The organism is Gottfriedia sp. S16(2024), assembly GCF_050473765.1.
Taxonomy (GTDB): domain Bacteria; phylum Bacillota; class Bacilli; order Bacillales; family Bacillaceae_G; genus Gottfriedia.
Map to the genome: position 1 here is coordinate 400,705 of NZ_JBFLUO010000001.1, position 25,555 is coordinate 426,259.

Sequence of the window (25,555 nt, forward strand, 5' to 3'; positions counted from 1 at the left end):
AGGGGGAGCATGATGCTTTCACAATCACAAATCCAAACATTTAAAAACGAATTACTGAAACAAAAACAACATATAGAAGAAAGACTTAATGATCCAGCCTTTACACCATACTCACTTAGAGATTCTGTTGATGAGCTTTCACTTGCAGACAACCATCCAGGAGATTTAGGAACTGAATTATTTGAACGTGAAAAGGACATTTCACTTCATGAGCATTTAAGAAACGAACTAATTGATGTTAATGCAGCGTTAGAAAAAATTGAAAATGGAACATATGGTATATGTGAAGTAAGTGGTGAAGAAATACCGTTTGAACGGTTACAAGCTCTTCCTACAGCAAAAGCGATGATCGAACATACTCATGATCAGCATATTTCAAGTTCAAGTATAAGATACGATCGTCCCGTTGAGGAAGAAATACTAAACCCTCCATTTAGTAGAGATCCTAAAGATCGCTCAATGATGTATGACGCCGAAGATGCTTTACAAGATGTTGAAAGATACGGAAATTCTCAAACACCGTCTGATTTTGAATTTAATAATATTGAGGAGTATGGAAGCACATTTACTGAGAGCTATGAAAATGTAGGTTATGTAGAAGAATTTGAAAACTTTATCGGTACTGATATTTACGGAAAAAATCAAACTGTCTACCCTACAAAAAAACATGAACAATATGAACAAGATCTTGATGATTACGAAGAACAAGCTTTAAACGGAGAATTATCTGAAATTGATGTGAAAGACATTGAAAAGTACTAAATGAGTTGAAATTTTATTAAAAAACGATTACTACAATGTGGTCGTTTTTTTTATATTTTTAAATTAAATACATATACTTAATCAAGACAACTTAATTGAGGAGGTTTTATGGATATTAAGTTAATTGTATTATTTTTCTCCTTATACTGTTTATTTTTTATTTCATCTATATTATTTCCAATCGACTACGAGTGGTATAGTCATTTAATTAAACCTAGCTATACTCCTTCAGGTAAAACAATCGGAATCATTTGGGCATTCTTATATTCTTTTATTTCTTTAAGCGTATGTATAATCGTTTCTTTAGGAAAATCCTTTAAAAAAGCAAAATGGTTTTATTTTGTATTTATTATTAATTATGTATTTAACCAGTTGTTTAGCTATTTTCAATTCAAACAAAAAGATTTATTGATGGCTACAATCGACTGCGGACTCGTCTTTGTTACAGCAATTCTTTTAACGACCATCGCTTACAAACATTCAAAAACTTCATTTGTATTACTCATTCCCTATTCTATTTGGTCATTATTTGCAACCTATTTAAACTACAATATCTACGTACTAAATGGATAGATTTCTAGATTAATATAAAAAGGCATCCTAAAAAAGGATGCCTTGAACATAACAAAAATTATTTTTTGTTTACGTTAGCTGCTTGTGGTCCACGGTTTCCTTCGATGATTTCGAATTGAACTTCTTGACCTTCTTCTAAAGTTTTGAAACCTTCGCCTTGAATTGCAGAGAAGTGTACGAATACGTCGTTTCCACTTTCAGTTTGGATGAATCCAAATCCTTTTTCGCTGTTAAACCATTTAACTTTACCGAATTCCATCGATAATACCTCCTAAAAATACATATATACACTATTAATGCGTGCATAAAAGAGGGGTAAAGAAAAAGAACGTCATTGTCCAATCGGCTAAAGGATTGCTACAACATTGAAAGTGGTCAAAACTTCTTTTCAAGACAAAGAAAAATGAGCGTTACTAAAAATTTTGTAGTGCAAATGTATCGTTAATTTCTTACCTTCAAATAAATATGCAGTTAATAGTAACTTAAATATATCATATCTGAAAAAGAGCGTCAATGACACTCGGGCTAAATTGAGAGAATTTTTTATATAATTCTTAATATTTATCTTTTATACAATTTGGCCTACCTAGCTTTCTTTAAAAATGGTATATTTTCTCATTAATTAGTCAAAATAATCGAGGATTCTGTAATAATTTATCAAATTTTTTATTATTAAATAACTAGATTTTAGTATTACAATATTTGTATAGTTAAACTAAAAGGAGGAATAAAAATGAAAAATTCTCATGAAGTTACATATAAAATCCATGGCCATGATATGCAGTTTGTACAAGTAGAGCTTGATCCAAAAGAGACCGTGGTTGCTGAAGCCGGAGCAATGATGATGATGGATGATGGTATCGAACTTGAAACAATATTTGGTGACGGTTCAACGCAATCAGGTGGATTATTTGGAAAATTGGTCGGAGCAGGTAAGCGCCTTGTTACAGGTGAAAGCTTGTTTATGACTAGTTTTACAAACCGTTCAAGCTCTTTAAAAACTGTTAGTTTCTCCGCTCCATACCCTGGAACAATTATACCGTTAGATTTACATGAGTATGGAAATAAAATCATTTGTCAAAAAGATTCTTTCTTGGCAGCAGCAAAAGGAACTTCAGTTGGAATCGAGTTTAGAAAGAAATTGAGTACCGGTCTATTCGGTGGTGAGGGCTTTATCATGCAAAAACTCGAAGGTGATGGTCTTGCTTTCTTGCATGCTGGTGGTTCAATTTACCAAAAAACACTTCAGCCAGGTGAAAAAGTTAAAATCGATACCGGATGTATTGTTGGCTTCACTGGTGATGTTAATTATGAAATTGAATATGTTGGAAATGTAAAAACTGCACTTTTTGGAGGAGAAGGTCTATTCTTCGCTACATTACAAGGTCCTGGAACAATTTGGGTTCAATCATTAACTTTAGCAAGATTAGCTTCTCGAATTGGTCAATACTTACCAAATTCATCTAAAGAAGAAGGTAGTATATTAGGTGGACTTGGTAATTTATTGGATGGTAAAGAATAATTTAGACTACTTTAAAAGCATTTTTTGTATACATACAAAAACTAGTCAACGAAATCTTGACTAGTTTTTTTCTGTTCTATTAACCATTAGATTACTTCCTCTTCTTCTGGTTCTGCTTCACGTATTTTGTAAGTAAAGGTTGGAGTATAATCATAATCCGACTGCATCTTTTTAACGCCTTCAATATAAGTCGATAGAAGGTGACTATTCTTAATAGACCCTTTATTTAGTGAAAAAGTGATTGGATGTTTCACTTGAACGTATTCTAAAAAAATGTTTAATGGCTTCACTTCTACTTTAAAGGGCGGGCTTAAAGGGACCATGTCATATAAATTTACAAATCTTAAACTATGCCTAACATTTTCATCATAGTTTTCTTTAAACTTTATATTCCCTACTTTAGGAGAGCCAAATGAATAGACATTCGGGTTACAAATTCCAGTCATTGCTATTTCATATCCTAATAACGTGGCCAATGAACCACCTAAGCTATGACCCGTTATGAATATTTTTTTTGAAAGAGCCTTTTCCTTCACAATTTCTAAAAGCATTTCTCGACAAGATTGATAAATTGATAGAAACCCCGAATGGACACACCCACCGTTCATCACATAAGGAAATAAGTCTTGATCAATTTTTAAATCAGCTAACCAATCCAAATCTGATTTCGTTCCTCGAAACACAATGTTTACGGATTCATCATTTTCAATAATATAGCCAAACCATTCTAGCTCGCTAATTGCACATGCTTTAATTGTATCTACTAATGAATAGCTTGCTGGAATCATAAATTTACCATCATTCTCAAACTGAGCATATGCCTGTTCAATGCAAAGTAATAATTCTAAGGCCTTATCATAGTCAACTGAAAGGAATTTCAACGTATCTCTCCTTTCTCGCTTTTCATCATGATATGAAAAACCTCCTAATAATCTAAGAGGAGGTTAAGAATGGTGTAAAGTTCTTTGATGAATATTCCATATTTCTGATGCGTATTGACGAATCGTGCGATCACTCGTAAAAAATCCTGATTTCGCAACATTGTTAAGACTCTTTATAGCCCAATCCCTTTTATTTTGATACGTGTTATTAATACATTCATGCGCTTTCACATATGAAGAGAAATCTCTAAGTAAGAAATACTCATCATTATAAGACATGAGCGAATCAAAAATTGGTTCAAATTCTTCTCTTGGTAACGGAAATAATCCGTGAAGCAATTGATCTAACGCTTTTTTTATTCGCAGATCATGATGGTAATAATCACTGCTTTTATATCCACCATATTGGTAATAATTTAATACCTCGTCAGCTGTAAGTCCGAATGTAAAAATATTCTCCTCGCCAACTTCTCTTAAAATTTCAATATTTGCACCGTCAAGTGTACCAAGCGTTAAAGCACCGTTCATCATAAATTTCATATTACCAGTACCTGAAGCTTCTTTACTTGCTGTCGAAATTTGTTCACTAACATCCGCTGCTGGAAAAATAATTTCACCTAATGAAACTCGATAATTTTCAATAAAAATCACTTTAATAAATTGACTTATATAGCGATCATTATTAACAATATCAGCCACTGAATGAATTAATTTAATGATTTTCTTAGCAAAGTAGTAGCCAGGAGATGCTTTTGCTCCAAAAATAAAGGTTCTAGGATGCATTTTAAAATGTGAATCTTCCTTCAAACGATTATATAAATACATGATATGTAAAACATTTAATAATTGTCTTTTATATGCATGCATCCTTTTTACTTGAATATCAAAGATTGAATCTGTATCTAATGCAATTCCATTTGTATAGTGAACATAATGTTCGAGAACTTCTTTTCTCTTTTTCTTTACATCCATAAATTGCGATAAGAATGCATCGTCATTTTGATATTCTAATAGATTCTCAAGTTGAGTTGGTTCGTGTATCCAACCGTCTCCGATCGAATCATTTATTAAGCTACTAAGCTCAGGATTACATTGGAGTAACCATCTTCTATGTGTAATACCATTTGTTTTATTATTAAACTTGAATGGTTCATACTCATAAAAAAGCTTCATTTCTCTTTGTTTTAAAATTTCGGTGTGGATTTCAGCAACCCCATTAACGCTCTTACTGCCTACAATTGCTAAATGAGCCATTTTAACGACTCCATGAGCAATAATAGCCATTTGTTCAATTCGATCCCAATCACCAGGGTATTTGTTCCAAAGCTCTTTACAATATCTTTCGTTTATTTCTTCTACAATCATATAAATTCTTGGCAATAAAGGCTTAAATAAATCAACTCGCCATTTTTCAAGTGCTTCTGATAAAGTTGTATGATTCGTATATGAAATCGTTTGAGTTGTAATTTCCCATGCTTCATCCCAGGATAACTTTTCAACATCAATTAAAATTCTCATTAACTCTGGAATCGCTAAAACTGGATGTGTATCATTTACATGAATAGCAATTTCTTCATGAAGCTTACGAATATTACCATACTGCTCCTTATATGAATCTACTATTCTTTGAATACTTGCAGAAACTAAAAAATATTGCTGTTTTAGACGTAAAATCTTTCCTTCATCATGTGTATCATCTGGATATAAGAATTCTGAAACTGCTTCTGCCTCTCGCTTATATTTCATCAGTGATTTATTTGAGGAATGAGTAGACGCTTCAGCACTCCATAGTCTCAATGTATTTACCGTGTTTGTATGGTAGCCAATAATCGGTAAATCATACGGTACCGCTGTGATTGCTTCTGCATCATGAAGGCGGAATTCCAACCGATTTTTATTATTAAATGCTTCTACTTCCCCGCCGAATAAAACTTCAATTGCTTCATCATCTCTTCTAACTTCCCAAACATTTCCGTATTTCAGCCATTGCTCAGGTAGCTCCACTTGATATCCATCAACAATTTTTTGGTCAAATAGACCATGTTTGTAGCGGATGCCACATCCATGACCTGGCAAGTCTTGTGATGCTAACGAATCCAGAAAACATGATGCTAATCGTCCAAGTCCACCATTTCCAAGTCCAGCATCACTTTCAAACTCCTCAAGATCACTTAAAGAAATTCCTAATCTCTCGAGGCCAGATTCACATAACTCTCTAAGCCCTAGATGAATTAAATTACTTTTCAAAAGCTTTCCTAATAAGAATTCAATTGATAAATAATAAACTTGTTTCTTTCGCTCTAAGCGGTATTGTTCACTCGTTCCTAACCAATTACCGCTTATATGTTCGCGAATCATCGTTCCAAGTGTTTGAAATTGCTCTTGAGTAGTGCTATCTGCAGTACTCTTTCCATGCATACTTTCTAGTTTCTCTTTAAAACACCACTCAAACTCCTCCACACTAGAAAACATGGAATCACCTCGCCCTAAAAGATTTTTACTTTGAAGACTGCATATATAGTTTTGCATATTCTTTAGCAGATTTTAACCAACTTGAATCTCTTCTAATTGCATTCCTTCTGACTGATTTCCAATGTTTTTTATTCTCATAAATACTCAATCCACGTTCAATTGTGTGAAGCATATCGTGAGCATTATAGTTACTAAAAGTAAAACCAGTTCCACTCTTCGTCTCTTCATTATATGACTGGACAGTATCATTTAGCCCCCCAGTCTCTCTTACAATAGGAACACACCCGTACTTCATCGCAATAAGCTGACCTAGTCCACATGGCTCAAATAGAGAAGGCATAAGGAATAAATCTGCACCTGCATAAATCTGATGAGCAAAGCCTTCATCAAATCCAATATAAGCTCTTACTTTATCGTAGTAGTTATGCTCCATTGCTTTAAAAAAGTTCTCGAATTCTTCATCACCAGAACCTAAAATGACTACTTGGACATTATGATCCATCATTTGAGGGAATACGTGTTGAATGAGGTCAATGCCTTTTTGACTTGTTAATCGGGAAACCATTGCAATAATAGGAATATTTTCATCCACTTTTAATGCAAGTGACTCCTGCAATTTCAATTTATTTTCTGTCTTATTTTCGATGGTAAATTCATCGAAATTAGAGTAAATTTTTCGATCAGTAGATGGATTATAAATTGTTTCATCGATTCCGTTTACAATCCCAAAAAGTTTGTGATCTTGCTCACGTAATAGTCCATCTAATTGCTCTCCAAAAAATTCATGCTTAATTTCTTCTTTATAAGTTGGACTAACAGTTGTTACGAAATCGCTTGAAATGATTCCAGCTTTCATAAAGTTGATACAATCGTAAAATTTCAAATAGTCATCGCGGAAATATTGTTCATCAATACCTAACATATCGTCCATTACTGCTTTTGAAAATACGCCTTGGAATTGAAGGTTATGGATTGTAAAAACAGATTTCATTTTTGGATTAATCTCTTTTAATGCGCCATACTCTTTCATGAAAAATGGGATCATTGCTGTATGCCAGTCGTGACAGTGAATTACATCTGGTTTAAAGTCTAATTCTTTAATACATTCAATTGCAGCTAAAGAAAAGAATGCAAAACGCTCACCATCATCAAAATGACCGTACAACTTATCACGATTGAAATAGTATTCGTTATCAATAAAATAATAGGTTGTTCCTTCTACTTTCAATTCAAATAAACCACAATACTGTTTTCTCCAGCCTAGATTTATAGAAAGCTCTTTTACTAGCTTAGCCTCTTCTCTATATTTAGCGGGAATTAACGAGTAGAATGGAAGCATTACTCTTACATTCATATTTAGTTTATTTAAATACTTCGGGAGAGCGCCTGCAACATCTGCAAGCCCTCCCGATTTAACAAATGGTACACATTCTGAAACAATATATAAAACATTTACCACTGAATCAACGCTCCTTGGACTGAACCTTTTTGAAGCACTACTGGCTCACTTAAGCTTCCTTTTATTTCAACACCATCTTCAATTCGAACATCTTTATCTAAAATAACGCCATCTAATATACAATTATCTCCAATGATTGATTTTTGCATAACAACACAATTGCGAATAATTGTATTTTTTCCAATTTTCACAGCTCTTGAAATAATACTATTTTCAACCGTTCCCTCAATTTCACATCCATTAGCTACAATTGAATTTTTTACAATAGCTTCTTTTGAATATTTTGTTGGTGGCTCATCTTTAACCTTAGTAAAGACAGGATAAGATTTTAAGAATAATTGATTCCATGTCTCAGGATTTAATAATTTCATACTTTGCTCGAAATAATCCTCAATTGTTTGAATGATTGAAACTTGTTGAGGTATTTCATACGCACTTAGATCAACCTCATTATTTTGATCGCGTACAACGTCCATAATTGTTTCATAGCCTTTTTCATGGAAGTTTTCAAAAAGCTTTAACAATAACTCTTTTTCAAGGATATAGATATTTAAAGATTTACCGAACTGCTTTAACTCAGTAATTTGAGCATTTGTTTCGATATGTCTCTTTAAAACTGGTCTAAAATCCACTGAACAAATCGTATAAGTATTTGCTACTACTACATACTTTTGAGTAGAACGTTGTAAAAATTGAATATGCTTTTCGATGAAATCGAATGTACCAAAAGCTCCATCAGTTGGCTCAGGCGTAAAAATAAATAGTCCATCCTTTTTACGATTTAAGTCCCAATGCTTACCAGAGCCTAAGTGATCAATAATTGATCGATAAGGTTGATCAGGAAATACAGCGACACTCGTAATACCTGAGTTCACCATATTACTTAACATAAAATCGATTAAACGATATCGACCTGCATAAGGAAGTGTTGCTAATGGTCGATGCTGTGTTAACGGCTTTAAAGATTCAAAATGTGTTGACGCCTCAATTATTCCTAGCATAGTATGTTTCATCAAATAACCCTCTCAATCTATTTTTCTATTTGAGGAATGAGCCACCTCTTATTCTCCGCTTGTAACTAGAATTACCTCTTCATAATCTTTCTCAGGACCTAGAAGACTTCCATCAGGAATAACCATTCCAGGAGCTACTACTGCACTTTCAATTCGAACATCTTTTCCAATAACACAACCTGGCATAACGACAGAATCTTTTATCATACTGCCTTCTCCGATTGTTACTCCTTGGAATAATACAGAATGTGATATAAATCCTTCAACTACACACCCCTCATTAATTAGAGAGTCTTCAACGATTGCCGTAGGTGCAATATATTGTGGTGGTTGGTTCGGATTAACTGAATATATGCGCCAATCACGATCATATATATTTAGTTCACTATCCTCATTTAACAAATCCATATTAGCTTCCCATAAGCTTTTTACTGTACCAACATCTTTCCAATAACCTTTGAAAGGGTATGCAACTACTTTTTTCTTTTCTTCTAATAATAGTGGAATAACGTCTTTACCAAAGTCATTACTTGATTCTGGATTGCGATCATCCATCTCTAAAAACTCTTTTAAAACATTCCATTTAAAAATATAAATTCCCATTGATGCTAAATTACTCTTTGGATATTGAGGCTTTTCTTCAAATTCTATAATATCCATTTCATCATTTGTATTCATAATCCCGAAACGGCTAGCTTCATCAATCGGAACTTCGATAACTGAAATAGATACATCTGCTTCTTTTTCAACATGATAGTCTAACATTTTACTATAATCCATCTTATAAATATGGTCACCTGAAAGAATCAACACATATTCAGGCTGATATTGCTTTATATAATTTAAATTTTGATAAATCGCACTTGCAGTACCTGTATACCATTTAACGCCAGATGCTTCTGAATATGGAGGTAAAACAGTTACCCCACCATTTAAGCGATCTAAATCCCATGCACTTCCTATACCAATATATGAGTTTAGTACTAGTGGTTGATATTGGGTTAGCACCCCAACAGTATCAATACCTGAATTTGTGCAATTACTTAAAGTAAAATCTATTATTCGATATTTACCTCCGAAAGCCACGGCTGGTTTTGCTAGTTCCTTTGTTAAAGAACTTAATCTACTCCCTTTTCCCCCTGCTAGTAACATTGCTACGCATTTTTTCTGAACCATTGCTGCTAATCCCCTTTCGCATTTTAACTGGACGTATGATTGTAAAACTAAAGGCAGGTAATGCTATTTCAATACTGTATGGTAAACCATGAAATGGTATTTCTTCTGATTCAATGGCAGAACGATTTATTTTACTATCGCCACCAAATTGTACATAGTCACTTGAAAGCAATTCTTTAAATCGCTGCTTTGCTGGTACTCCAATTCGATATGTGTCATAGGAAACTTCTCTAAAATTACAGATTACGACGACATAATCTTCTTTGTTTTTTCCTTTTCGGATAAATGAAAATACACTTTGATCTGCATTATTTGCATCAATCCATGAAAATCCATCCCAATGATTATCAACTTCATAAAGTGATTTATTTTTTTTATAAATCGATAATAACTCTTTGAAATATTTGTTCATCTTGGAATGATATTCATAATCTTTAATCATCCAATCAACTTGCTCTAAATCCTTCCACTCATCAAATTGCCCAAATTCACTTCCCATAAACAAAAGCTTCTTACCTGGATGAGCTAAATAATAACCAAATAGTACCCTTAATTGAGCAAACTTTTCCTCGTATGTACCTGGCATTTTATTTAGCAAAGATTTCTTACCATGTACTACTTCATCATGTGAAAAAGGTAAAACAAAATTTTCTGAGAAGGCATATAAAAACGAGAAAGTCATCTTATTATGATGATGCTTTCTTTCCGTTGGGTGTTTCTCCATATAAGTCAAAACATCATTCATCCAACCCATATTCCACTTAAAATTAAAACCTAATCCACCTTCGTATGTAGGTGCAGTAACTAATGGCCAATCAGTAGAATCTTCTGCAATCATTAATACTTGTGGATCATGTTCAAATACCGCTTCATTTAATTTTCTTAAAAAGTGAGTTGCAAAAGGATTCTCTTCATTTCTATTTTTCCAATATAATATATTTGCAACAGCGTCTACTCTGAAACCATCAATATGAAAATATTCCATCCAATATAAGGCGTTTGAAATAAGAAATGATTTTACTTCTGGTTTTGATAAGTCAAAATTCGCTGTTCCCCATACTTCATTTTCTCTAGCTTCATAACCTTCATATTCATATGTCGGTTCACCATCAAACATGTATAATCCGTGAGAATCCTTACAAAAATGACCAGGCACCCAATCCATAATGACTCCCAATCCTTGCTGGTGGCATTCGTCAATAAAGCTCATTAACTCATGAGGATTTCCATATCGACTAGTAGATGAAAAATATCCTACTCCTTGATACCCCCAAGAACGATCATATGGATGTTCAACTAATGGTAGTATTTCAATATGTGTAAAACCATGATCTTTTACATATGGAATTAGTTCTGCCGCTAGTTCTGCATAAGTGTAGAAATCACCGTTTTTCTTCTTTTTCCAAGACCCTAAATGTACTTCATAAATCAAAACTGGCTCTTCATATACAGACTTTTTAAATTTCTGCTTACGATATTTTGCATCTTTCCATTTATATCCCGAAAGATCATAAACGATCGAAGCTGTGCTTGGTCGTAGTTCACTATAGAAAGCAAAAGGATCACTTTTTAATAAAACATCACCCTGTTTGGTTGATATTTCATACTTGTATATCGTCCCATGACCAATTTCGGGGATATATATCGTCCAAATCCCTTGATCGTTCAACTTTTCCATTTCATGTTCAGAACCATTCCAATTATTAAAGTCCCCAACAACTGAGACACCTTTCGCATGTGGAGCCCACACTGTAAAATTAGTTCCAACTTTATTCCCTTTTTTTACTACATGTGCCCCAAAGCATTCATGGCTATGGAATAAACTTCCCTCATGGAATAAATGCACATCAAACTCAGTTGGCCGTGTCAAAAGCAACATCCTCACCTCATTACAATCTCTTAAATTCTTCTATCTCTTAATATTCTACAAATATATATATTCACCTTGTTTTTATGCAAAAAAAATTCAAAAACTTTTTTCCGAAAATGAATAACCATTCATGAAACCGTTGTCATTATTGCACTTGTCGTAAAAATGTCGAATTTGTCGAACGAATATTTACGTATATTTATACATCGTATTTTGAAATTCCCTTGTTACAATTTGTAAAAATTTGATTTTTCATAAAATTTCATACATATTTCACACTTTTATCTCATATAAACTTTATATTTAAAAAGATTTGTAGAAGACTGTCGAATTAAGTAGAAGAATTTTTTTGGGGAAAATATTTAAAAATCAACAACATATTTTATGGAAATTCAGATGCAAAATTAAAAATAATCTCTAAACCGAATTCAATTTATACGTAATACGGAAGACCAAGCAAATATAAATGTTGATTAAAATAGTGTAATTAAATTAACTGACTTACGTTAGAGGCAATTCAACAAAAATTATTGAGATCCATTTATATAGGTTCACTTCAAACTTACTAAAGCTCGTGTCAATTTCATTATTTTCCTGAACTGACTTTAAGCTCACTTAAATAACAATCGTAATATAGTAAAAAGGATCTTCGTTTTTTACGAAAATCCTTTTTTGTCATATTCTTCAATTGCTTATTAAACTTGCATTCGTTTACTTGATGATACTACACGTGAACGAATATCTGAAATTAGAAATACACCACATAAAATGACAAGAAAACCAAACAACATTCCTAATGTAATATGTTCTTTCAAAATAAGAACTCCCCAGATCATTCCAAACACAGGAATTAAAAAAGTAACACTTAATGTTTTGGTTGGCCCAACACTTTCGATAAGATAAAAGTACAATAAATAGGCTATAGCAGTACAAAATAATGCTAATCCTAGAACTGCTAATATAGCAACTCCCGAAATTTTATCTGTAAATGCAGTAAAATTTAAAAATGTAAAAGGTAAAAGTAAAATTGCAGCACCAATTTGTTGACCTGCTGCAATTGATAGTGGTGGCACTGAAGCAAATGCTTTCTTTGCATAAACACCTGCAAGTCCATATGAAATAGTCGACAAAACTGCAAGTCCAATTGCTATTTTAACATCATAAGTAAACGGAATTGAACTCCACCCTACTAACAAAATCACTCCTATTACTCCCACTATTATTCCAATCCACTTTCGCATACTCAACTTTTCTTTCGTCCATAAAAAGACAACAAGCGCTGTAAATAATGGCGTCAAAGAGTTTAGAATGGATGACATTGAGGCTGTCAGATGCAATGCTGATGTAGCAATTAATGTAAATGGAATTGCTGCATTTAATGCCCCTATTATTAAATATTGTCTCCATCTCTTTTTAAAGTGTAATGACTTTTTAGTAATGACCAAATATAGCACCAGGGTGAACGCAGCAATTGTTACTCTTCCTTGTATTGTTAAAATTGGTCCAAAAACTGGTGAAGCTATTCGAATAAATAAAAATGAAGCTCCCCATAATGCAGCTAAGCTTAATAAAGCTATTCCATCTTTTAATTTCATTTATTTAACCCCTTTCTGAATATGGTTGGAGTGTTATGAAAATGATGACGAAACATGCTTGAAAAATGTGCCGAGCTTTTAAAGCCAAGTTTATGCGCTATTTCAGTTATAGTTTTCTCAGTATCTTGTAACAATCCTAAAGCTTCTATCATTCTTAACTTAGTTGCGTATTCTAACGGTGATAAACCTGTGGATTTTTTAAATAATCTTTGCAAGTGAAATTTACTTACTCCCACTTCCTTTGCTAACCGATCCAATGTTAAGCTATTTCGATATTCTTTTTCAATAAAATGTTTAGCTGATAAAATAATATCCTCCTCATTTGTGTGAAGTAAATCAGGGCGACACCTTTTACATGGACGGTATCCTTCGTTAATTGCCAAGGAAAATGACGGATAATATGATACATTTTCTTTTAATGGAGTTCTTGACTTACACGAAGGTTTACAACAAATACCAGTGGACTTAACTGCATATATAAACACTCCATCGTAGTTTTCATCGCATGATTCAACTGCATTCCACATGACCTCATTATTTAATCCGTTCATTTAATCACCTCATCTTTAGCTATTCACATTTTAACACTAAGATATTGCGCTTGCTTTCAATTTCTTGCTTTCTATTTCTATAGAAGAAGGATAATAGTTAATAGATCAACTGATGATGTTTAGATTTAAAATGAGTGAAAAGGATATTAGTATTGAAAAATAAGGATATGTGACCCAAATGAAGAATAATGGAAAAGAGGAATAGCAAACCCGTGGAGAGCTAGGACTACGATGTGCTGTTTCTATTACTTTATTTGTAAAATTGACAGCAAACATATTACAACTATAAGAGCTCCCTCCCTGTACATCCTAAAATGAAAGAAGAACACTCTAATATATGAAGAAAGGCGTATTCAATTAAATGTCGTTCACTAAAGTCCTAAAAAAGACAAATAAAAAACTCAGTTACCTGTGTTATCACAAATAACTGAGCTTTAGTTATGACCCGTACGGGACTCGAACCCGTGTTACCGCCGTGAAAGGGCGGTGTCTTAACCGCTTGACCAACGGGCCAAAAAAAAATATGGCAGAGAAGAAGGGATTCGAACCCTCGCACCGGTTACCCGATCTACACCCTTAGCAGGGGCGCCCCTTGAGCCACTTGGGTACTTCTCTATCATATGGCTCCGCAGGTAGGGTTCGAACCTACGACCACTCGGTTAACAGCCGAGTGCTCTACCACTGAGCTACTGCGGAAAAACTAATTATAAAAATTAATGGTGGGCCTAAATGGACTCGAACCATCGACCTCACGCTTATCAGGCGTGCGCTCTAACCAGCTGAGCTATAGGCCCATTAAATTTTATAAAAAGCGGGTGATGGGAATCGAACCCACGACCGAAGCTTGGAAGGCTTCTATTTTACCATTAAACTACACCCGCAAAATATGGGGCGACCGATGGGAATCGAACCCACGAGTGTCGGAACCACAATCCGATGCGTTAACCACTTCGCCACGACCGCCATAAAGAGTGCCGACTAGAGGACTTGAACCCCCAACCTACTGATTACAAGTCAGTTGCTCTACCAATTGAGCTAAGTCGGCTTATTATTATAATCATTTTTTTATTTAAGATGGTGGCTCGGGACGGAATCGAACCGCCGACACGAGGATTTTCAGTCCTCTGCTCTACCGACTGAGCTACCGAGCCAACTTAAATGGCGGTCCCGACCGGGATCGAACCGGCGATCTCCTGCGTGACAGGCAGGCATGTTAACCGCTACACCACGGGACCATTTGGTTGCGGGGACAGGATTTGAACCTGCGACCTTCGGGTTATGAGCCCGACGAGCTACCAGACTGCTCCACCCCGCGATAATGTGGATACTATTTAATATAGTTCCAATAAAGTTATTTTGTTAAGACCATCCCAATCTCAGGATGATTATGCAAGTAGCAGCTCGATTGGTATGCTGAAGTAATTTCTTCGAAGCATATTCGTTCGTGCTCCACCCCGCGATAATGTGGATACTAACTAAGTTAGTTCCATTTATATAAAGTTTAATAAAAATGGAGGAGTAAGAGGGATTCGAACCCCCGCGGGCTGTTACACCCCTGTCGGTTTTCAAGACCGATCCCTTCAGCCAGACTTGGGTATTACTCCATTATAAGTGGTGGACCTTGTAGGACTCGAACCTACGACCGGACGGTTATGAGCCGTCTGCTCTAACCAGCTGAGCTAAAGGTCCTTAAATAAGTAGCGGCGGAGGGAGTCGAACCCACGACCTCACGGGTATGAACCGTACGCTCTAGCCAGCTGAGCTACACCGCCATAATAAATTAATTTAAGTTCTTCAAGTGGAGCCTAGCGGGATCGAACCGCTGACCTCCTGCGTGCAAGGCAGGCGCTCTCCCAGCTGAGCTAAGGCCCCATGTTTTAAATGGTCGGGAAGACAGGATTTGAACCTGCGACCCCCTGGTCCCAAACCAGGTGCTCTACCAAGCTGAGCCACTTCCCGTTCAGAATTACAGGTGAAACAATATGGCGCGCCCGAAAGGACTCGAACCCATAACCTTTTGATCCGTAGTCAAACGCTCTATCCAATTGAGCTACGGGCGCATATTATAAAAATGGTACCGAGGGCCGGACTCGAACCGGCACGGGGTCAACCCCCGCAGGATTTTAAGTCCTGTGTGTCTGCCATTCCACCACCCCGGCAGCATATATGGAGCGGAAGACGGGGCTCGAACCCGCGACCCCAACCTTGGCAAGGTTGTATTCTACCACTGAACTACTTCCGCATATACTGTTTAACAAGATAAATGGTGCGGGTGAAGGGACTCGAACCCCCACACCGAAGTACTAGATCCTAAGTCTAGCGCGTCTGCCAATTCCGCCACACCCGCAAATATTTTCTTTTTAGAAAATGGTGAGCCATGAAGGATTCGAACCTTCGACCCTCTGATTAAAAGTCAGATGCTCTACCTACTGAGCTAATGGCTCATAAAGAGTGCCGACTAGAGGACTTGAACCCCCAACCTACTGATTACAAGTCAGTTGCTCTACCAATTGAGCTAAGTCGGCATATGGTGGAGGATGACGGGCTCGAACCGCCGACCCCCTGCTTGTAAGGCAGGTGCTCTCCCAGCTGAGCTAATCCTCCATCAAACCAAGCGACGTTCTACTCTCACAGGGGGAAACCCCCAACTACCATCGACGCTGAAGAGCTTAACTGCCGTGTTCGGTATGGGAACGGGTGTGACCTCTTCGCTATCATCACTTGATTCATTTTCTTTAGGACATTAATTATTATATCAAATTTCATTTAAAAGTCAATAACTTTCTTCGATTTTTTTTATAATAATTTTTGTACCTTCAAAACTAGATAATGTCATTATCAAACTTGTTAGTTAAGTCCTCGACCGATTAGTATCAGTCAGCTCCACGTGTCACCACGCTTCCACCTCTGACCTATCAACCTGATCGTCTCTCAGGGGTCTTACTAGCTTAACGCTATGGGAAATCTCATCTTGAGGGGGGCTTCATGCTTAGATGCTTTCAGCACTTATCCCTTCCACACATAGCTACCCAGCCATGCTCTTGGCAGAACAACTGGTACACCAGCGGTGTGTCCATCCCGGTCCTCTCGTACTAAGGACAGATCCTCTCAAATTTCCTGCGCCCACGACGGATAGGGACCGAACTGTCTCACGACGTTCTGAACCCAGCTCGCGTACCGCTTTAATGGGCGAACAGCCCAACCCTTGGGACCGACTACAGCCCCAGGATGCGATGAGCCGACATCGAGGTGCCAAACCTCCCCGTCGATGTGGACTCTTGGGGGAGATAAGCCTGTTATCCCCGGGGTAGCTTTTATCCGTTGAGCGATGGCCCTTCCATGCGGAACCACCGGATCACTAAGCCCGACTTTCGTCCCTGCTCGACTTGTAGGTCTCGCAGTCAAGCTCCCTTATGCCTTTACACTCTTCGAATGATTTCCAACCATTCTGAGGGAACCTTTGGGCGCCTCCGTTACTCTTTAGGAGGCGACCGCCCCAGTCAAACTGCCCACCTGACACTGTCTCCGAGCCGGATAACGGCTCTAGGTTAGAATTTCAATACAGCCAGGGTAGTATCCCACCGACGCCTCCACCGAAGCTAGCGCTCCGGCTTCTCAGGCTCCTACCTATCCTGTACAAGCTGTACCAAAATTCAATATCAAGCTGCAGTAAAGCTCCACGGGGTCTTTCCGTCCTGTCGCGGGTAACCTGCATCTTCACAGGTACTATAATTTCACCGAGTCTATGGTTGAGACAGTGCCCAAATCGTTACGCCTTTCGTGCGGGTCGGAACTTACCCGACAAGGAATTTCGCTACCTTAGGACCGTTATAGTTACGGCCGCCGTTTACTGGGGCTTCAATTCAGAGCTTCTCCCGTAAGGGATAACCCCTCCTCTTAACCTTCCAGCACCGGGCAGGCGTCAGCCCCTATACTTCGCCTTGCGGCTTCGCAGAGACCTGTGTTTTTGCTAAACAGTCGCTTGGGCCTTTTCACTGCGGCTCTCCCGGGCATACACCCAAAAGAGCACCCCTTCTCCCGAAGTTACGGGGTCATTTTGCCGAGTTCCTTAACCATAGTTCTCTCGCTCACCTTAGGATTCTCTCCTCGCCTACCTGTGTCGGTTTGCGGTACAGGCACCTATTTCCTCGCTAGAAGCTTTTCTTGGCAGCGTAGAATCAGGAACTTCGGTACTATATTTCCCTCGCCATCACAACTCAGCCTTATGATGTGCGGATTTGCCTACACATCAGCCTAATTGCTTGGACGCGCATATCCAGCAGCGCGCTTACCCTATCTTTCTGCGTCCCTCCATCGCTCAAACGGAAATGAGGTGGTACAGGAATATCAACCTGTTGTCCATCGCCTACGCCTTTCGGCCTCGGCTTAGGTCCTGACTAACCCTGGGAGGACGAGCCTTCCCCAGGAAACCTTAGGCATACGGTGGACGGGATTCTCACCCGTCTTTCGCTACTCATACCGGCATTCTCACTTCTAAGCGCTCCACCAGTCCTTACGATCTAGCTTCAACGCCCTTAGAACGCTCCCCTACCACTGATACCATACGGTATCAATCCGCAGCTTCGGTGATACGTTTAGCCCCGTTACATTTTCGGCGCAGAGTCACTCGACCAGTGAGCTATTACGCACTCTTTAAATGGTGGCTGCTTCTAAGCCAACATCCTGGTTGTCTAAGCAACTCCACATCCTTTTCCACTTAACGTATACTTTGGGACCTTAGCTGGCGGTCTGGGCTGTTTCCCTCTTGACCACGGATCTTATCACTCGTAGTCTGACTCCTATGGATAAGTCATTGGCATTCGGAGTTTGACTGAATTCGGTAACCCGTTGGGGGCCCCTAGTCCAATCAGTGCTCTACCTCCAAGACTCTAACACATAAGGCTAGCCCTAAAGCTATTTCGGGGAGAACCAGCTATCTCCGAGTTCGATTGGAATTTCTCCGCTACCCACACCTCATCCCCGCACTTTTCAACGTGCGTGGGTTCGGACCTCCATTCAGTGTTACCTGAACTTCATCCTGGACATGGGTAGATCACTCGGTTTCGGGTCTACGACCACGTACTATATCGCCCTATTCAGACTCGCTTTCGCTGCGGCTCCGTCTCTTCAACTTAACCTTGCACGGGATCGTAACTCGCCGGTTCATTCTACAAAAGGCACGCCATCACTCGTTAACGAGCTCTGACTATTTGTAAGCACACGGTTTCAGGTTCTCTTTCACTCCCCTTCCGGGGTGCTTTTCACCTTTCCCTCACGGTACTGGTTCACTATCGGTCACTAGGTAGTATTTAGCCTTGGGAGATGGTCCTCCCAGATTCCGACGGAATTTCACGTGTTCCGCCGTACTCAGGATCCACTCAAGAGGGAACGAGGTTTCAACTACAGGGTTTTTACCTTCTTTGACGGACCTTTCCAGGTCGCTTCATTTACCCCGTTCCTTTGTAACTCCGTATAGAGTGTCCTACAACCCCAAGAGGCAAGCCTCTTGGTTTGGGCTATCTTCCGTTTCGCTCGCCGCTACTCAGGAAATCGCTATTGCTTTCTATTCCTCCAGGTACTTAGATGTTTCAGTTCCCTGGGTCTGTCCTCAGTACCCTATGTATTCAGGTAAAGATACTACTCCATTACGAGTAGTGGGTTTCCCCATTCGGAAATCTCCGGATCAAAGCTTACTTACAGCTCCCCGAAGCATATCGGTGTTAGTCCCGTCCTTCATCGACTCCTAGTGCCAAGGCATCCACCGTGCGCCCTTTCTAACTTAACTAATTTTAAAACTAATTGAATTAAACTTACGCAGTTTAATGAATGACATTATCTAGTTTTCAAGGTACAAAGTTGAGAGTGAACTCTCAAAACTAAACAAAACAATGAAGAAACATTTCATACATGAACCATCGGTTCATGATGTCTCCATAGAAAGGAGGTGATCCAGCCGCACCTTCCGATACGGCTACCTTGTTACGACTTCACCCCAATCATCTGTCCCACCTTAGGCGGCTGGCCCCTAAAAGGTTACCCCACCGACTTCGGGTGTTACAAACTCTCGTGGTGTGACGGGCGGTGTGTACAAGGCCCGGGAACGTATTCACCGCGGCATGCTGATCCGCGATTACTAGTGATTCCGGCTTCATGTAGGCGAGTTGCAGCCTACAATCCGAACTGAGAATAGTTTTATGGGATTAGCTCCACCTCGCGGTCTTGCAACCCTTTGTACTATCCATTGTAGCACGTGTGTAGCCCAGGTCATAAGGGGCATGATGATTTGACGTCATCCCCACCTTCCTCCGGTTTGTCACCGGCAGTCACCTTAGAGTGCCCAACTAAATGCTGGCAACTAAGATCAAGGGTTGCGCTCGTTGCGGGACTTAACCCAACATCTCACGACACGAGCTGACGACAACCATGCACCACCTGTCACTCTGTCCCCGAAGGGAAAGCCCTATCTCTAGGGTTGTCAGAGGATGTCAAGACCTGGTAAGGTTCTTCGCGTTGCTTCGAATTAAACCACATGCTCCACCACTTGTGCGGGCCCCCGTCAATTCCTTTGAGTTTCAGTCTTGCGACCGTACTCCCCAGGCGGAGTGCTTAATGCGTTAACTTCAGCACTAAAGGGCGGAAACCCTCTAACACTTAGCACTCATCGTTTACAGCGTGGACTACCAGGGTATCTAATCCTGTTTGCTCCCCACGCTTTCGCGCCTCAGCGTCAGTTACAGACCAGAAAGTCGCCTTCGCCACTGGTGTTCCTCCAAATCTCTACGCATTTCACCGCTACACTTGGAATTCCACTTTCCTCTTCTGCACTCAAGTTTCCCAGTTTCCAATGACCCTCCCCGGTTGAGCCGGGGGCTTTCACATCAGACTTAAGAAACCGCCTGCGCGCGCTTTACGCCCAATAATTCCGGACAACGCTTGCCACCTACGTATTACCGCGGCTGCTGGCACGTAGTTAGCCGTGGCTTTCTGGTTAGGTACCGTCAAGGTGCCAGCTTATTCAACTAGCACTTATTCTTCCCTAACAACAGAGCTTTACGACCCGAAGGCCTTCATCGCTCACGCGGCGTTGCTCCGTCAGACTTTCGTCCATTGCGGAAGATTCCCTACTGCTGCCTCCCGTAGGAGTCTGGGCCGTGTCTCAGTCCCAGTGTGGCCGATCACCCTCTCAGGTCGGCTACGCATCGTCGCCTTGGTGAGCCGTTACCTCACCAACTAGCTAATGCGCCGCGGGCCCATCTGTAAGTGATAGCCGAAGCCATCTTTCAATAAAGGAACAGGAGTTCCTTTATGTCATCCGGTATTAGCTCCGGTTTCCCGAAGTTATCCCAGTCTTACAGGTAGGTTGCCCACGTGTTACTCACCCGTCCGCCGCTAACTAACGGGAGCAAGCTCCCATTAGTCCGCTCGACTTGCATGTATTAGGCACGCCGCCAGCGTTCGTCCTGAGCCAGGATCAAACTCTCCATAAAAGTTAAGTTTAAATCTTGTATTGCTCAAAAAACTAATAATTGACGTTTACTTCATGTTTTGTTTAGTTTTCAAAGTTCACTTCGTCGCGTCATTAGCGACTTTTTCATCTTAACATTCTCAGTAGAGCCTGTCAACATTTTTTTAAAATCTTTTTTCTTTCGACGCCGTCATCTCTTGGCGACATAGAATAATATAACATCGATAAATCTTACCGTCAACACTTTTTAAACGTTTTTTTCAAAAAAGATGAAAACTCTTTTCTAAAAAGAATACAAGTCGATCCGGTCATACAAATATCAAGTCAGAATACTTTAATACAAACAAGCTGAATACACTTAAAAATGTACAATGAAAAAGATCCTAACAGTAGCGAATTGTTCAATATCATCTATCTGAATTGAGAGAGGTGTAAATAATGAATGGTTTCGTCTTGTTTTCAAAGCAACATATTATTACATTATTAATCATTCTCCTACTTCTTATCTGTTTGTTTAACTTCAGAAATTTTATAAACAATAAGAAAAAAGTAGATTTATTCATTCGGACTCTATTAATCGTCTCAATGCTTACAGTTGAATTTCTATTATATGGATGGTTAATTAAAACGAACCAGTGGGATTGGGGCGATTCATTACCTCTCCAACTATGCGGTATAAGTATGTATCTATGCTGTTAAACACTCATTACAAAAAATTATAAAATATATAAGATTATCTATTTTTGGGGATTGGCTGGGGCTATCCAAGCTGTAATTACTCCAGATATCAAATATAGCTTTCCTCATTTTAAATATATTCAATTTTTCATTACCCACGGAGGGATCATTATTTCTATTTGTTATATGACGTTTATCTTTGGATATACTCCGACTCTCCGTTCATTAATAAAGTCCTTCCTTTATTTAATCTTATTAGCTATACCTATTTACTTACTGGATTATGTCATTAAAGGAAACTACCTATTTTTAAGAGCTAAACCTACCGGAGCAAACTTGCTAGACTTTTTTGGGCCATGGCCATATTGCTTAATTGTATTAAGCTTAATTCTTATCCCCTATTTTTTGATTTTATATCTCCCGATTCATTTTTTTAACAAAAAGCTGAAAATAAACCAAGTAACATCCGATCAAACTACCAATTAATTAATATGAGAATGTCCTATATTTAGCTTAAAATCAAAATTCATCAACTAAAATCATTCCATTAAATAAGTTCCAATTGTTTTCCATGTTAGCACTAACATTTCCTATCTCATTTATGCTATATTTACAATGAATGGGGTGGACAAAGTGGCAAAAAAGAAAAGTAGTAAAATTAATAATATAAGAACGTTTGCACTTTCATTATTATTTATTGGCTTCATCATTATGTATGGTGGTGTATTTTTCAGAGAGCATAAGATTGTCATGACGATCTTTATGCTTGTGGGATTTTTAGCGATTATTGGTAGTACAGTTGTTTATTTTTGGATCGGAATGCTGTCTACAAAAACAATTCAAGTCATCTGTCCGAATTGTAACAAAACGACTAAAATGCTTGGTAAAGTTGACATCTGTATGTATTGTAATGAGCCCCTTACATTAGATCCTTCATTAGAAGGTAAAGAATTTAATGAAAAATATAATAGCAAACGAGATGCTAAACAATAGCATAATAAATAAAGCACATTACAATTATGTAATGTGCTTTATTATGATAATGTTTTTTCTTTACATTTAGGACAAATACCGTATACTTCCATTCTATGATTGGTTACTTCAAATCCCGTTTCCTTTTCAACATAAAGATTGATTCCTTCTAACCCGTCGTAATGAAAGTCATTCATTTCACCACATTTTTCACAAATAATATGATAATGATCAGTTGTTATATAATCAAAACGACTAGAAGAATCACCGAAGTTTAATTCTTTAACCATTCCTACTTCACGTAATACTCTTAGATTATTGTAAACTGTTGCCACACTCATATTTGGAAATTTTCCCTCAAGTGCTTTATAGATTTCATCAGCAGTTGGATGTGTTCCACTTCCTATTAAATATTCTATAATTGCATGCCTCTGAGGTGTAATACGTACGCCGCTATTCTTTAAATGTAAAATTGCATCTTGAATATTTTCCTTATGCAACGCCGCTCTCCCCGTTTCTATAAAATAGTTCCAAAATTAATTACTTATTATTAGTTTATTCAACTGCAAGAATATTTGTCAACTTTTTGAGAATTTCTAAAAAAAATTAGTCATTTGTTTGTATTCCATATATCAAAACAAAAAAAATGTGCGAGAATTCTCTCGCACTTCAATATGCTATCATCTGAGGAGGTATGCCCTATACTCCAATATATTCCCTAAAGTAATATAGGTATAGACGAAAAGCTCGATTATTTTAGATAAAACGATTCTTTCTCAAAAAAACTTAAGATAAATGAAGTTAATTGACTCAGATTAGTTTGTACAAATTTTAAGAACGACTGATTACACTAAAAACATCTTCAACATGATTCTTTACTCTAACCTTTTGCCATACATTTTCGATACAACCTTCTTCATCAATTAAAAATGTTGTACGTTCTATTCCCATATATTCCTTACCAAAATTATTCTTTAACTTCCAAACATCATATAACTTTGCAACTTCAGTTGTTTCGTCTGAAAGTAATAAAAATGGTAATTGATGCTTTTCTATAAATTTTTCATGTCTTTTTATAGGATCAGGACTTATTCCTAAAATGACAGTTCCACTATTCAAAAACCTTTCATATGAATCTCTAAAATCACAAGCTTCCGTAGTACAACCTGGTGTCATATCCTTTGGGTAAAAATAAAGAACTACTTTCTTACCTTTAAAGTCTGATAAAGCTACATCTTCTCCATTACTTGCTGGTAAAGTAAATTCCGGTGCTTTCATTCCAATTTCAACAGTCATAATAATCTCCTTATTCATAAATATTAACGTTCTTCTTTAAATACTTGTAAAACAAAAGCCGCTGGCATCGTATATCCGATAAGAGCTTCAACCATAGCAACCCATCTTCCGATCCCCACTGGTACAATATCCCCATAGCCTACAGATAAAAGGGTGATTGCGCTAAAATATAAGCATAACCCCATTATATTGTAATTAGTCCCTTCAATAGGAATAGAATGCTCAATTAAAATTGGATGTGGCCCTCGCTCTAATATAAAATACACCGCGCTAAAGCCTATAAGTACCGTTCCATATATTAAAAATAAAAGAATGTAATTATTAATTGAAATAAGACTTTTATTAACTTTAGTAGTTGAAGTATTCCATAAATACACTAGACTATACAAAATCGCAAATATTGAAATAAAAAAGAAAAAAGCAGTTCCCATTCCAATCACCTCATTTCAATTTATGAAACAAGCTATTGAAATAGAATACTGCTTAGTTACCAGCACCTTTATATTTTTTTACACCTTGGTTCCAAATTAACACAGAGATTACAAAAACAACTAATCCCATAACTGGCGTTAAAAATGAATAGACATACCATTCACTTCTACGTAGAAAATATGCAGCTGGATAAACACCAACAAATGCAAATGGTAAAATCCATGTTAATACAAAGCGAATTATAGGGTGATAGATATTAATCGGATAACGACCATAATTTCCTATATTATACATTAACGGCATAATCGACGTTCTTGCATCTGACCAAAAACCGATACTTGCTAAAGCAATAAAGATTCCGGCATAAACAAACATTCCACCAAAAGCCATTAGTAGAAATAAAAATGGATCATACCAAGTGATTGAAAGTCCTAATTTAAAACCTGCATAGAGCATAATAATCAATCCAGTAATAGCACCTAGTAAAGATTCTAACTCCATTTTCTCTAATACAACTTGAAAAAGACTATGAATTGGTCGAGTTAAAATACGATCAAACTCTCCCTTAACAATGTAACGATCATTAAAATCCCATATATTAAAAAATGAACCAAAAAGAGCAAACGGAACTAAAAAGAAACCATAAATGAATACAATTTCATCTCGATTCCATCCTTCAATAAGTGAAGTATGATTAAAAACTAATAATATAAAAATTAAATTTACAGCCTGAGCCATCAAATCTGATAAAAATGATAAAAAGAAATTTGCTCTATATTGTAATTTCGTTTTTAAATATTGACCTGAATATTGAAGAAATATATTTAAATAAAACATT

19 protein-coding genes, 22 tRNA genes and 3 rRNA genes are annotated in these 25,555 nt (G+C 37.5%); 6 read left to right on the forward strand and 38 right to left on the reverse strand.

The genetic code is table 11. The features are described 5' to 3' along the window. Nucleotides 1–12 precede the first annotated feature (12 nt). Nucleotides 13–762 carry a TraR/DksA C4-type zinc finger protein gene (locus tag AB1282_RS02080; RefSeq protein ID WP_429898338.1) on the forward strand — a complete coding sequence of 250 codons (750 nt, stop codon included), beginning with the start codon at nt 13–15 and terminating at the stop codon, nt 760–762. A 108-nt stretch (nt 763–870) separates the two neighbouring features. Then, entirely contained in the window at nt 871–1,335 is a 465-nt protein-coding gene (locus AB1282_RS02085; RefSeq protein ID WP_429898339.1) for a TspO/MBR family protein, read from the forward strand. A 58-nt stretch (nt 1,336–1,393) separates the two neighbouring features. Here AB1282_RS02085 and AB1282_RS02090 read toward each other — a convergent pair whose 3' ends face one another. Continuing rightward, complete coding sequence (locus tag AB1282_RS02090; RefSeq protein WP_056473269.1) at nt 1,394–1,594, reverse strand: cold-shock protein; 201 nt, start codon at nt 1,592–1,594, stop codon at nt 1,394–1,396. 474 nt (nt 1,595–2,068) lie between these two features. Between AB1282_RS02090 and AB1282_RS02095 the strand changes: the two genes are divergently transcribed. Beyond that, the gene (locus tag AB1282_RS02095; RefSeq protein ID WP_056473267.1) at nt 2,069–2,857 is read left to right on the forward strand and encodes a TIGR00266 family protein; all 789 of its coding nucleotides are present in this window, start codon (nt 2,069–2,071) and stop codon (nt 2,855–2,857) included. An 86-nt stretch (nt 2,858–2,943) separates the two neighbouring features. Here the strand turns inward: AB1282_RS02095 and AB1282_RS02100 are convergent, their stop codons facing one another. From AB1282_RS02100 to AB1282_RS02260, 33 genes are all read right to left on the reverse strand, one after another. Next, complete coding sequence (locus AB1282_RS02100; protein WP_056473264.1) at nt 2,944–3,738, reverse strand: lipase family protein; 795 nt, start codon at nt 3,736–3,738, stop codon at nt 2,944–2,946. A gap of 63 nt (nt 3,739–3,801) precedes the next feature. After that, a complete protein-coding gene (locus AB1282_RS02105) occupies nt 3,802–6,210 on the reverse strand; it encodes a glycogen/starch/alpha-glucan phosphorylase (protein ID WP_390309557.1) in 2,409 nt (802 codons plus the stop codon). Nucleotides 6,211–6,235: 25 nt separating this feature from the next. Further along, complete coding sequence (gene glgA / locus AB1282_RS02110) at nt 6,236–7,669, reverse strand: glycogen synthase GlgA (protein WP_429898340.1); 1,434 nt, start codon at nt 7,667–7,669, stop codon at nt 6,236–6,238. Then, entirely contained in the window at nt 7,663–8,682 is a 1,020-nt protein-coding gene (locus tag AB1282_RS02115) for a sugar phosphate nucleotidyltransferase (RefSeq protein ID WP_056473257.1), read from the reverse strand. Before AB1282_RS02115 ends, glgA begins: the two co-directional genes overlap by 7 nt. A 48-nt stretch (nt 8,683–8,730) precedes the next feature. After that, nucleotides 8,731–9,858: a glucose-1-phosphate adenylyltransferase gene (locus AB1282_RS02120; RefSeq protein WP_056473255.1), complete on the reverse strand. Its 1,128-nt coding sequence runs from the start codon at nt 9,856–9,858 to the stop codon at nt 8,731–8,733. Continuing rightward, nucleotides 9,806–11,737: a 1,4-alpha-glucan branching protein GlgB gene (gene glgB, locus AB1282_RS02125; protein ID WP_156339696.1), complete on the reverse strand. Its 1,932-nt coding sequence runs from the start codon at nt 11,735–11,737 to the stop codon at nt 9,806–9,808. The genes AB1282_RS02120 and glgB overlap by 53 nt, the downstream gene beginning before the upstream one ends. Before the next feature lie 686 nt (nt 11,738–12,423). Then, nucleotides 12,424–13,323 carry a DMT family transporter gene (locus tag AB1282_RS02130; RefSeq protein ID WP_056473250.1) on the reverse strand — a complete coding sequence of 300 codons (900 nt, stop codon included), beginning with the start codon at nt 13,321–13,323 and terminating at the stop codon, nt 12,424–12,426. After that, entirely contained in the window at nt 13,320–13,874 is a 555-nt protein-coding gene (locus AB1282_RS02135) for a bifunctional transcriptional activator/DNA repair enzyme AdaA (RefSeq protein WP_056473248.1), read from the reverse strand. Before AB1282_RS02135 ends, AB1282_RS02130 begins: the two co-directional genes overlap by 4 nt. A gap of 441 nt (nt 13,875–14,315) precedes the next feature. Further along, a tRNA-Glu gene (locus AB1282_RS02140) sits at nt 14,316–14,387 on the reverse strand. 11 nt (nt 14,388–14,398) lie between these two features. Continuing rightward, a tRNA-Ser gene (locus AB1282_RS02145) sits at nt 14,399–14,489 on the reverse strand. Nucleotides 14,490–14,495: 6 nt separating this feature from the next. Further along, nucleotides 14,496–14,570 (reverse strand) — tRNA-Asn (locus AB1282_RS02150). Nucleotides 14,571–14,591: 21 nt separating this feature from the next. Next, nucleotides 14,592–14,668 (reverse strand) — tRNA-Ile (locus AB1282_RS02155). Between the two features lie 16 nt (nt 14,669–14,684). After that, a tRNA-Gly gene (locus tag AB1282_RS02160) sits at nt 14,685–14,755 on the reverse strand. Nucleotides 14,756–14,761: 6 nt separating this feature from the next. Continuing rightward, a tRNA-His gene (locus tag AB1282_RS02165) sits at nt 14,762–14,837 on the reverse strand. Between the two features lie 9 nt (nt 14,838–14,846). Next, nucleotides 14,847–14,919 (reverse strand) — tRNA-Thr (locus tag AB1282_RS02170). 30 nt (nt 14,920–14,949) lie between these two features. Further along, nucleotides 14,950–15,025: transfer RNA gene (locus AB1282_RS02175), tRNA-Phe, on the reverse strand. Nucleotides 15,026–15,033: 8 nt separating this feature from the next. Next, nucleotides 15,034–15,109: transfer RNA gene (locus AB1282_RS02180), tRNA-Asp, on the reverse strand. Between the two features lie 3 nt (nt 15,110–15,112). Next, a tRNA-Met gene (locus AB1282_RS02185) sits at nt 15,113–15,189 on the reverse strand. Between the two features lie 196 nt (nt 15,190–15,385). Further along, a tRNA-Ser gene (locus AB1282_RS02190) sits at nt 15,386–15,478 on the reverse strand. 8 nt (nt 15,479–15,486) lie between these two features. Continuing rightward, nucleotides 15,487–15,563 (reverse strand) — tRNA-Ile (locus tag AB1282_RS02195). 9 nt (nt 15,564–15,572) lie between these two features. Next, nucleotides 15,573–15,646, reverse strand: a tRNA-Met gene (locus AB1282_RS02200). A gap of 27 nt (nt 15,647–15,673) precedes the next feature. Continuing rightward, nucleotides 15,674–15,746: transfer RNA gene (locus AB1282_RS02205), tRNA-Ala, on the reverse strand. Nucleotides 15,747–15,756: 10 nt separating this feature from the next. Further along, nucleotides 15,757–15,833 (reverse strand) — tRNA-Pro (locus AB1282_RS02210). Nucleotides 15,834–15,857: 24 nt separating this feature from the next. Beyond that, nucleotides 15,858–15,934, reverse strand: a tRNA-Arg gene (locus tag AB1282_RS02215). Between the two features lie 12 nt (nt 15,935–15,946). Beyond that, nucleotides 15,947–16,033: transfer RNA gene (locus tag AB1282_RS02220), tRNA-Leu, on the reverse strand. An 8-nt stretch (nt 16,034–16,041) separates the two neighbouring features. Beyond that, nucleotides 16,042–16,116: transfer RNA gene (locus tag AB1282_RS02225), tRNA-Gly, on the reverse strand. A gap of 22 nt (nt 16,117–16,138) precedes the next feature. Then, nucleotides 16,139–16,221: transfer RNA gene (locus tag AB1282_RS02230), tRNA-Leu, on the reverse strand. A 21-nt stretch (nt 16,222–16,242) separates the two neighbouring features. Then, nucleotides 16,243–16,318 (reverse strand) — tRNA-Lys (locus tag AB1282_RS02235). Between the two features lie 8 nt (nt 16,319–16,326). Continuing rightward, nucleotides 16,327–16,399, reverse strand: a tRNA-Thr gene (locus AB1282_RS02240). A 3-nt stretch (nt 16,400–16,402) separates the two neighbouring features. Further along, nucleotides 16,403–16,478 (reverse strand) — tRNA-Val (locus AB1282_RS02245). Between the two features lie 5 nt (nt 16,479–16,483). Next, a 5S ribosomal RNA gene (rrf, locus tag AB1282_RS02250) occupies nt 16,484–16,599 on the reverse strand. A 122-nt stretch (nt 16,600–16,721) separates the two neighbouring features. Next, nucleotides 16,722–19,659: ribosomal RNA gene (locus AB1282_RS02255) — 23S ribosomal RNA — on the reverse strand. 152 nt (nt 19,660–19,811) lie between these two features. Beyond that, nucleotides 19,812–21,361 (reverse strand): 16S ribosomal RNA (locus AB1282_RS02260). Together the 16S, 23S and 5S rRNA genes with 22 tRNA genes alongside form the textbook arrangement of a ribosomal RNA operon. A 416-nt stretch (nt 21,362–21,777) precedes the next feature. On the opposite strand from AB1282_RS02260, the gene AB1282_RS02265 reads away from it, so the two are divergent. The 3 genes from AB1282_RS02265 to AB1282_RS02275 all read left to right on the forward strand — a co-directional run bounded on the left by AB1282_RS02265 (nt 21,778) and on the right by AB1282_RS02275 (nt 23,010). After that, nucleotides 21,778–22,038: a YwaF family protein gene (locus AB1282_RS02265; RefSeq protein WP_082459391.1), complete on the forward strand. Its 261-nt coding sequence runs from the start codon at nt 21,778–21,780 to the stop codon at nt 22,036–22,038. A 6-nt stretch (nt 22,039–22,044) separates the two neighbouring features. Beyond that, nucleotides 22,045–22,503 (forward strand): TIGR02206 family membrane protein, encoded by a 459-nt coding sequence (locus AB1282_RS02270; RefSeq protein ID WP_082459390.1) that lies wholly within the window; start codon nt 22,045–22,047, stop codon nt 22,501–22,503. 147 nt (nt 22,504–22,650) lie between these two features. Then, nucleotides 22,651–23,010 (forward strand): YgzB family protein, encoded by a 360-nt coding sequence (locus tag AB1282_RS02275; protein WP_091023209.1) that lies wholly within the window; start codon nt 22,651–22,653, stop codon nt 23,008–23,010. A gap of 41 nt (nt 23,011–23,051) precedes the next feature. Here AB1282_RS02275 and AB1282_RS02280 read toward each other — a convergent pair whose 3' ends face one another. The 4 genes from AB1282_RS02280 to AB1282_RS02295 form a co-directional block, all read right to left on the reverse strand. Then, nucleotides 23,052–23,489, reverse strand: a complete 438-nt coding sequence (locus tag AB1282_RS02280) for a Fur family transcriptional regulator (protein WP_025672070.1) — start codon at nt 23,487–23,489, stop codon at nt 23,052–23,054. Between the two features lie 331 nt (nt 23,490–23,820). Continuing rightward, nucleotides 23,821–24,285 (reverse strand): thioredoxin-dependent thiol peroxidase, encoded by a 465-nt coding sequence (gene bcp / locus AB1282_RS02285; protein ID WP_056468369.1) that lies wholly within the window; start codon nt 24,283–24,285, stop codon nt 23,821–23,823. Between the two features lie 23 nt (nt 24,286–24,308). Next, complete coding sequence (locus AB1282_RS02290) at nt 24,309–24,716, reverse strand: potassium channel family protein (protein ID WP_056468366.1); 408 nt, start codon at nt 24,714–24,716, stop codon at nt 24,309–24,311. 52 nt (nt 24,717–24,768) lie between these two features. Then, nucleotides 24,769–25,554, reverse strand: a complete 786-nt coding sequence (locus tag AB1282_RS02295; RefSeq protein WP_056468363.1) for an ABC transporter permease — start codon at nt 25,552–25,554, stop codon at nt 24,769–24,771. Nucleotide 25,555 lies beyond the last annotated feature (1 nt).

Bases quoted from the DNA above. Each gene is read 5' to 3' on its own strand.
- AB1282_RS02080 (WP_429898338.1), top strand. From the start codon at position 13: ATGCTTTCACAATCACAAATCCAAACATTTAAAAACGAATTACTGAAA.
- AB1282_RS02085 (WP_429898339.1), top strand. From the start codon at position 871: ATGGATATTAAGTTAATTGTATTATTTTTCTCCTTATACTGTTTATTT.
- AB1282_RS02090 (WP_056473269.1), bottom strand. From the start codon at position 1,594: ATGGAATTCGGTAAAGTTAAATGGTTTAACAGCGAAAAAGGATTTGGA.
- AB1282_RS02095 (WP_056473267.1), top strand. From the start codon at position 2,069: ATGAAAAATTCTCATGAAGTTACATATAAAATCCATGGCCATGATATG.
- AB1282_RS02105 (WP_390309557.1), bottom strand. From the start codon at position 6,210: ATGTTTTCTAGTGTGGAGGAGTTTGAGTGGTGTTTTAAAGAGAAACTA.
- AB1282_RS02115 (WP_056473257.1), bottom strand. From the start codon at position 8,682: ATGAAACATACTATGCTAGGAATAATTGAGGCGTCAACACATTTTGAA.
- AB1282_RS02120 (WP_056473255.1), bottom strand. From the start codon at position 9,858: ATGGTTCAGAAAAAATGCGTAGCAATGTTACTAGCAGGGGGAAAAGGG.
- glgB (WP_156339696.1), bottom strand. From the start codon at position 11,737: ATGTTGCTTTTGACACGGCCAACTGAGTTTGATGTGCATTTATTCCAT.
- AB1282_RS02130 (WP_056473250.1), bottom strand. From the start codon at position 13,323: ATGAAATTAAAAGATGGAATAGCTTTATTAAGCTTAGCTGCATTATGG.
- AB1282_RS02135 (WP_056473248.1), bottom strand. From the start codon at position 13,874: ATGAACGGATTAAATAATGAGGTCATGTGGAATGCAGTTGAATCATGC.
- AB1282_RS02265 (WP_082459391.1), top strand. From the start codon at position 21,778: ATGAATGGTTTCGTCTTGTTTTCAAAGCAACATATTATTACATTATTA.
- bcp (WP_056468369.1), bottom strand. From the start codon at position 24,285: ATGACTGTTGAAATTGGAATGAAAGCACCGGAATTTACTTTACCAGCA.
- AB1282_RS02290 (WP_056468366.1), bottom strand. From the start codon at position 24,716: ATGGGAACTGCTTTTTTCTTTTTTATTTCAATATTTGCGATTTTGTAT.
- AB1282_RS02295 (WP_056468363.1), bottom strand. From the start codon at position 25,554: ATGTTTTATTTAAATATATTTCTTCAATATTCAGGTCAATATTTAAAA.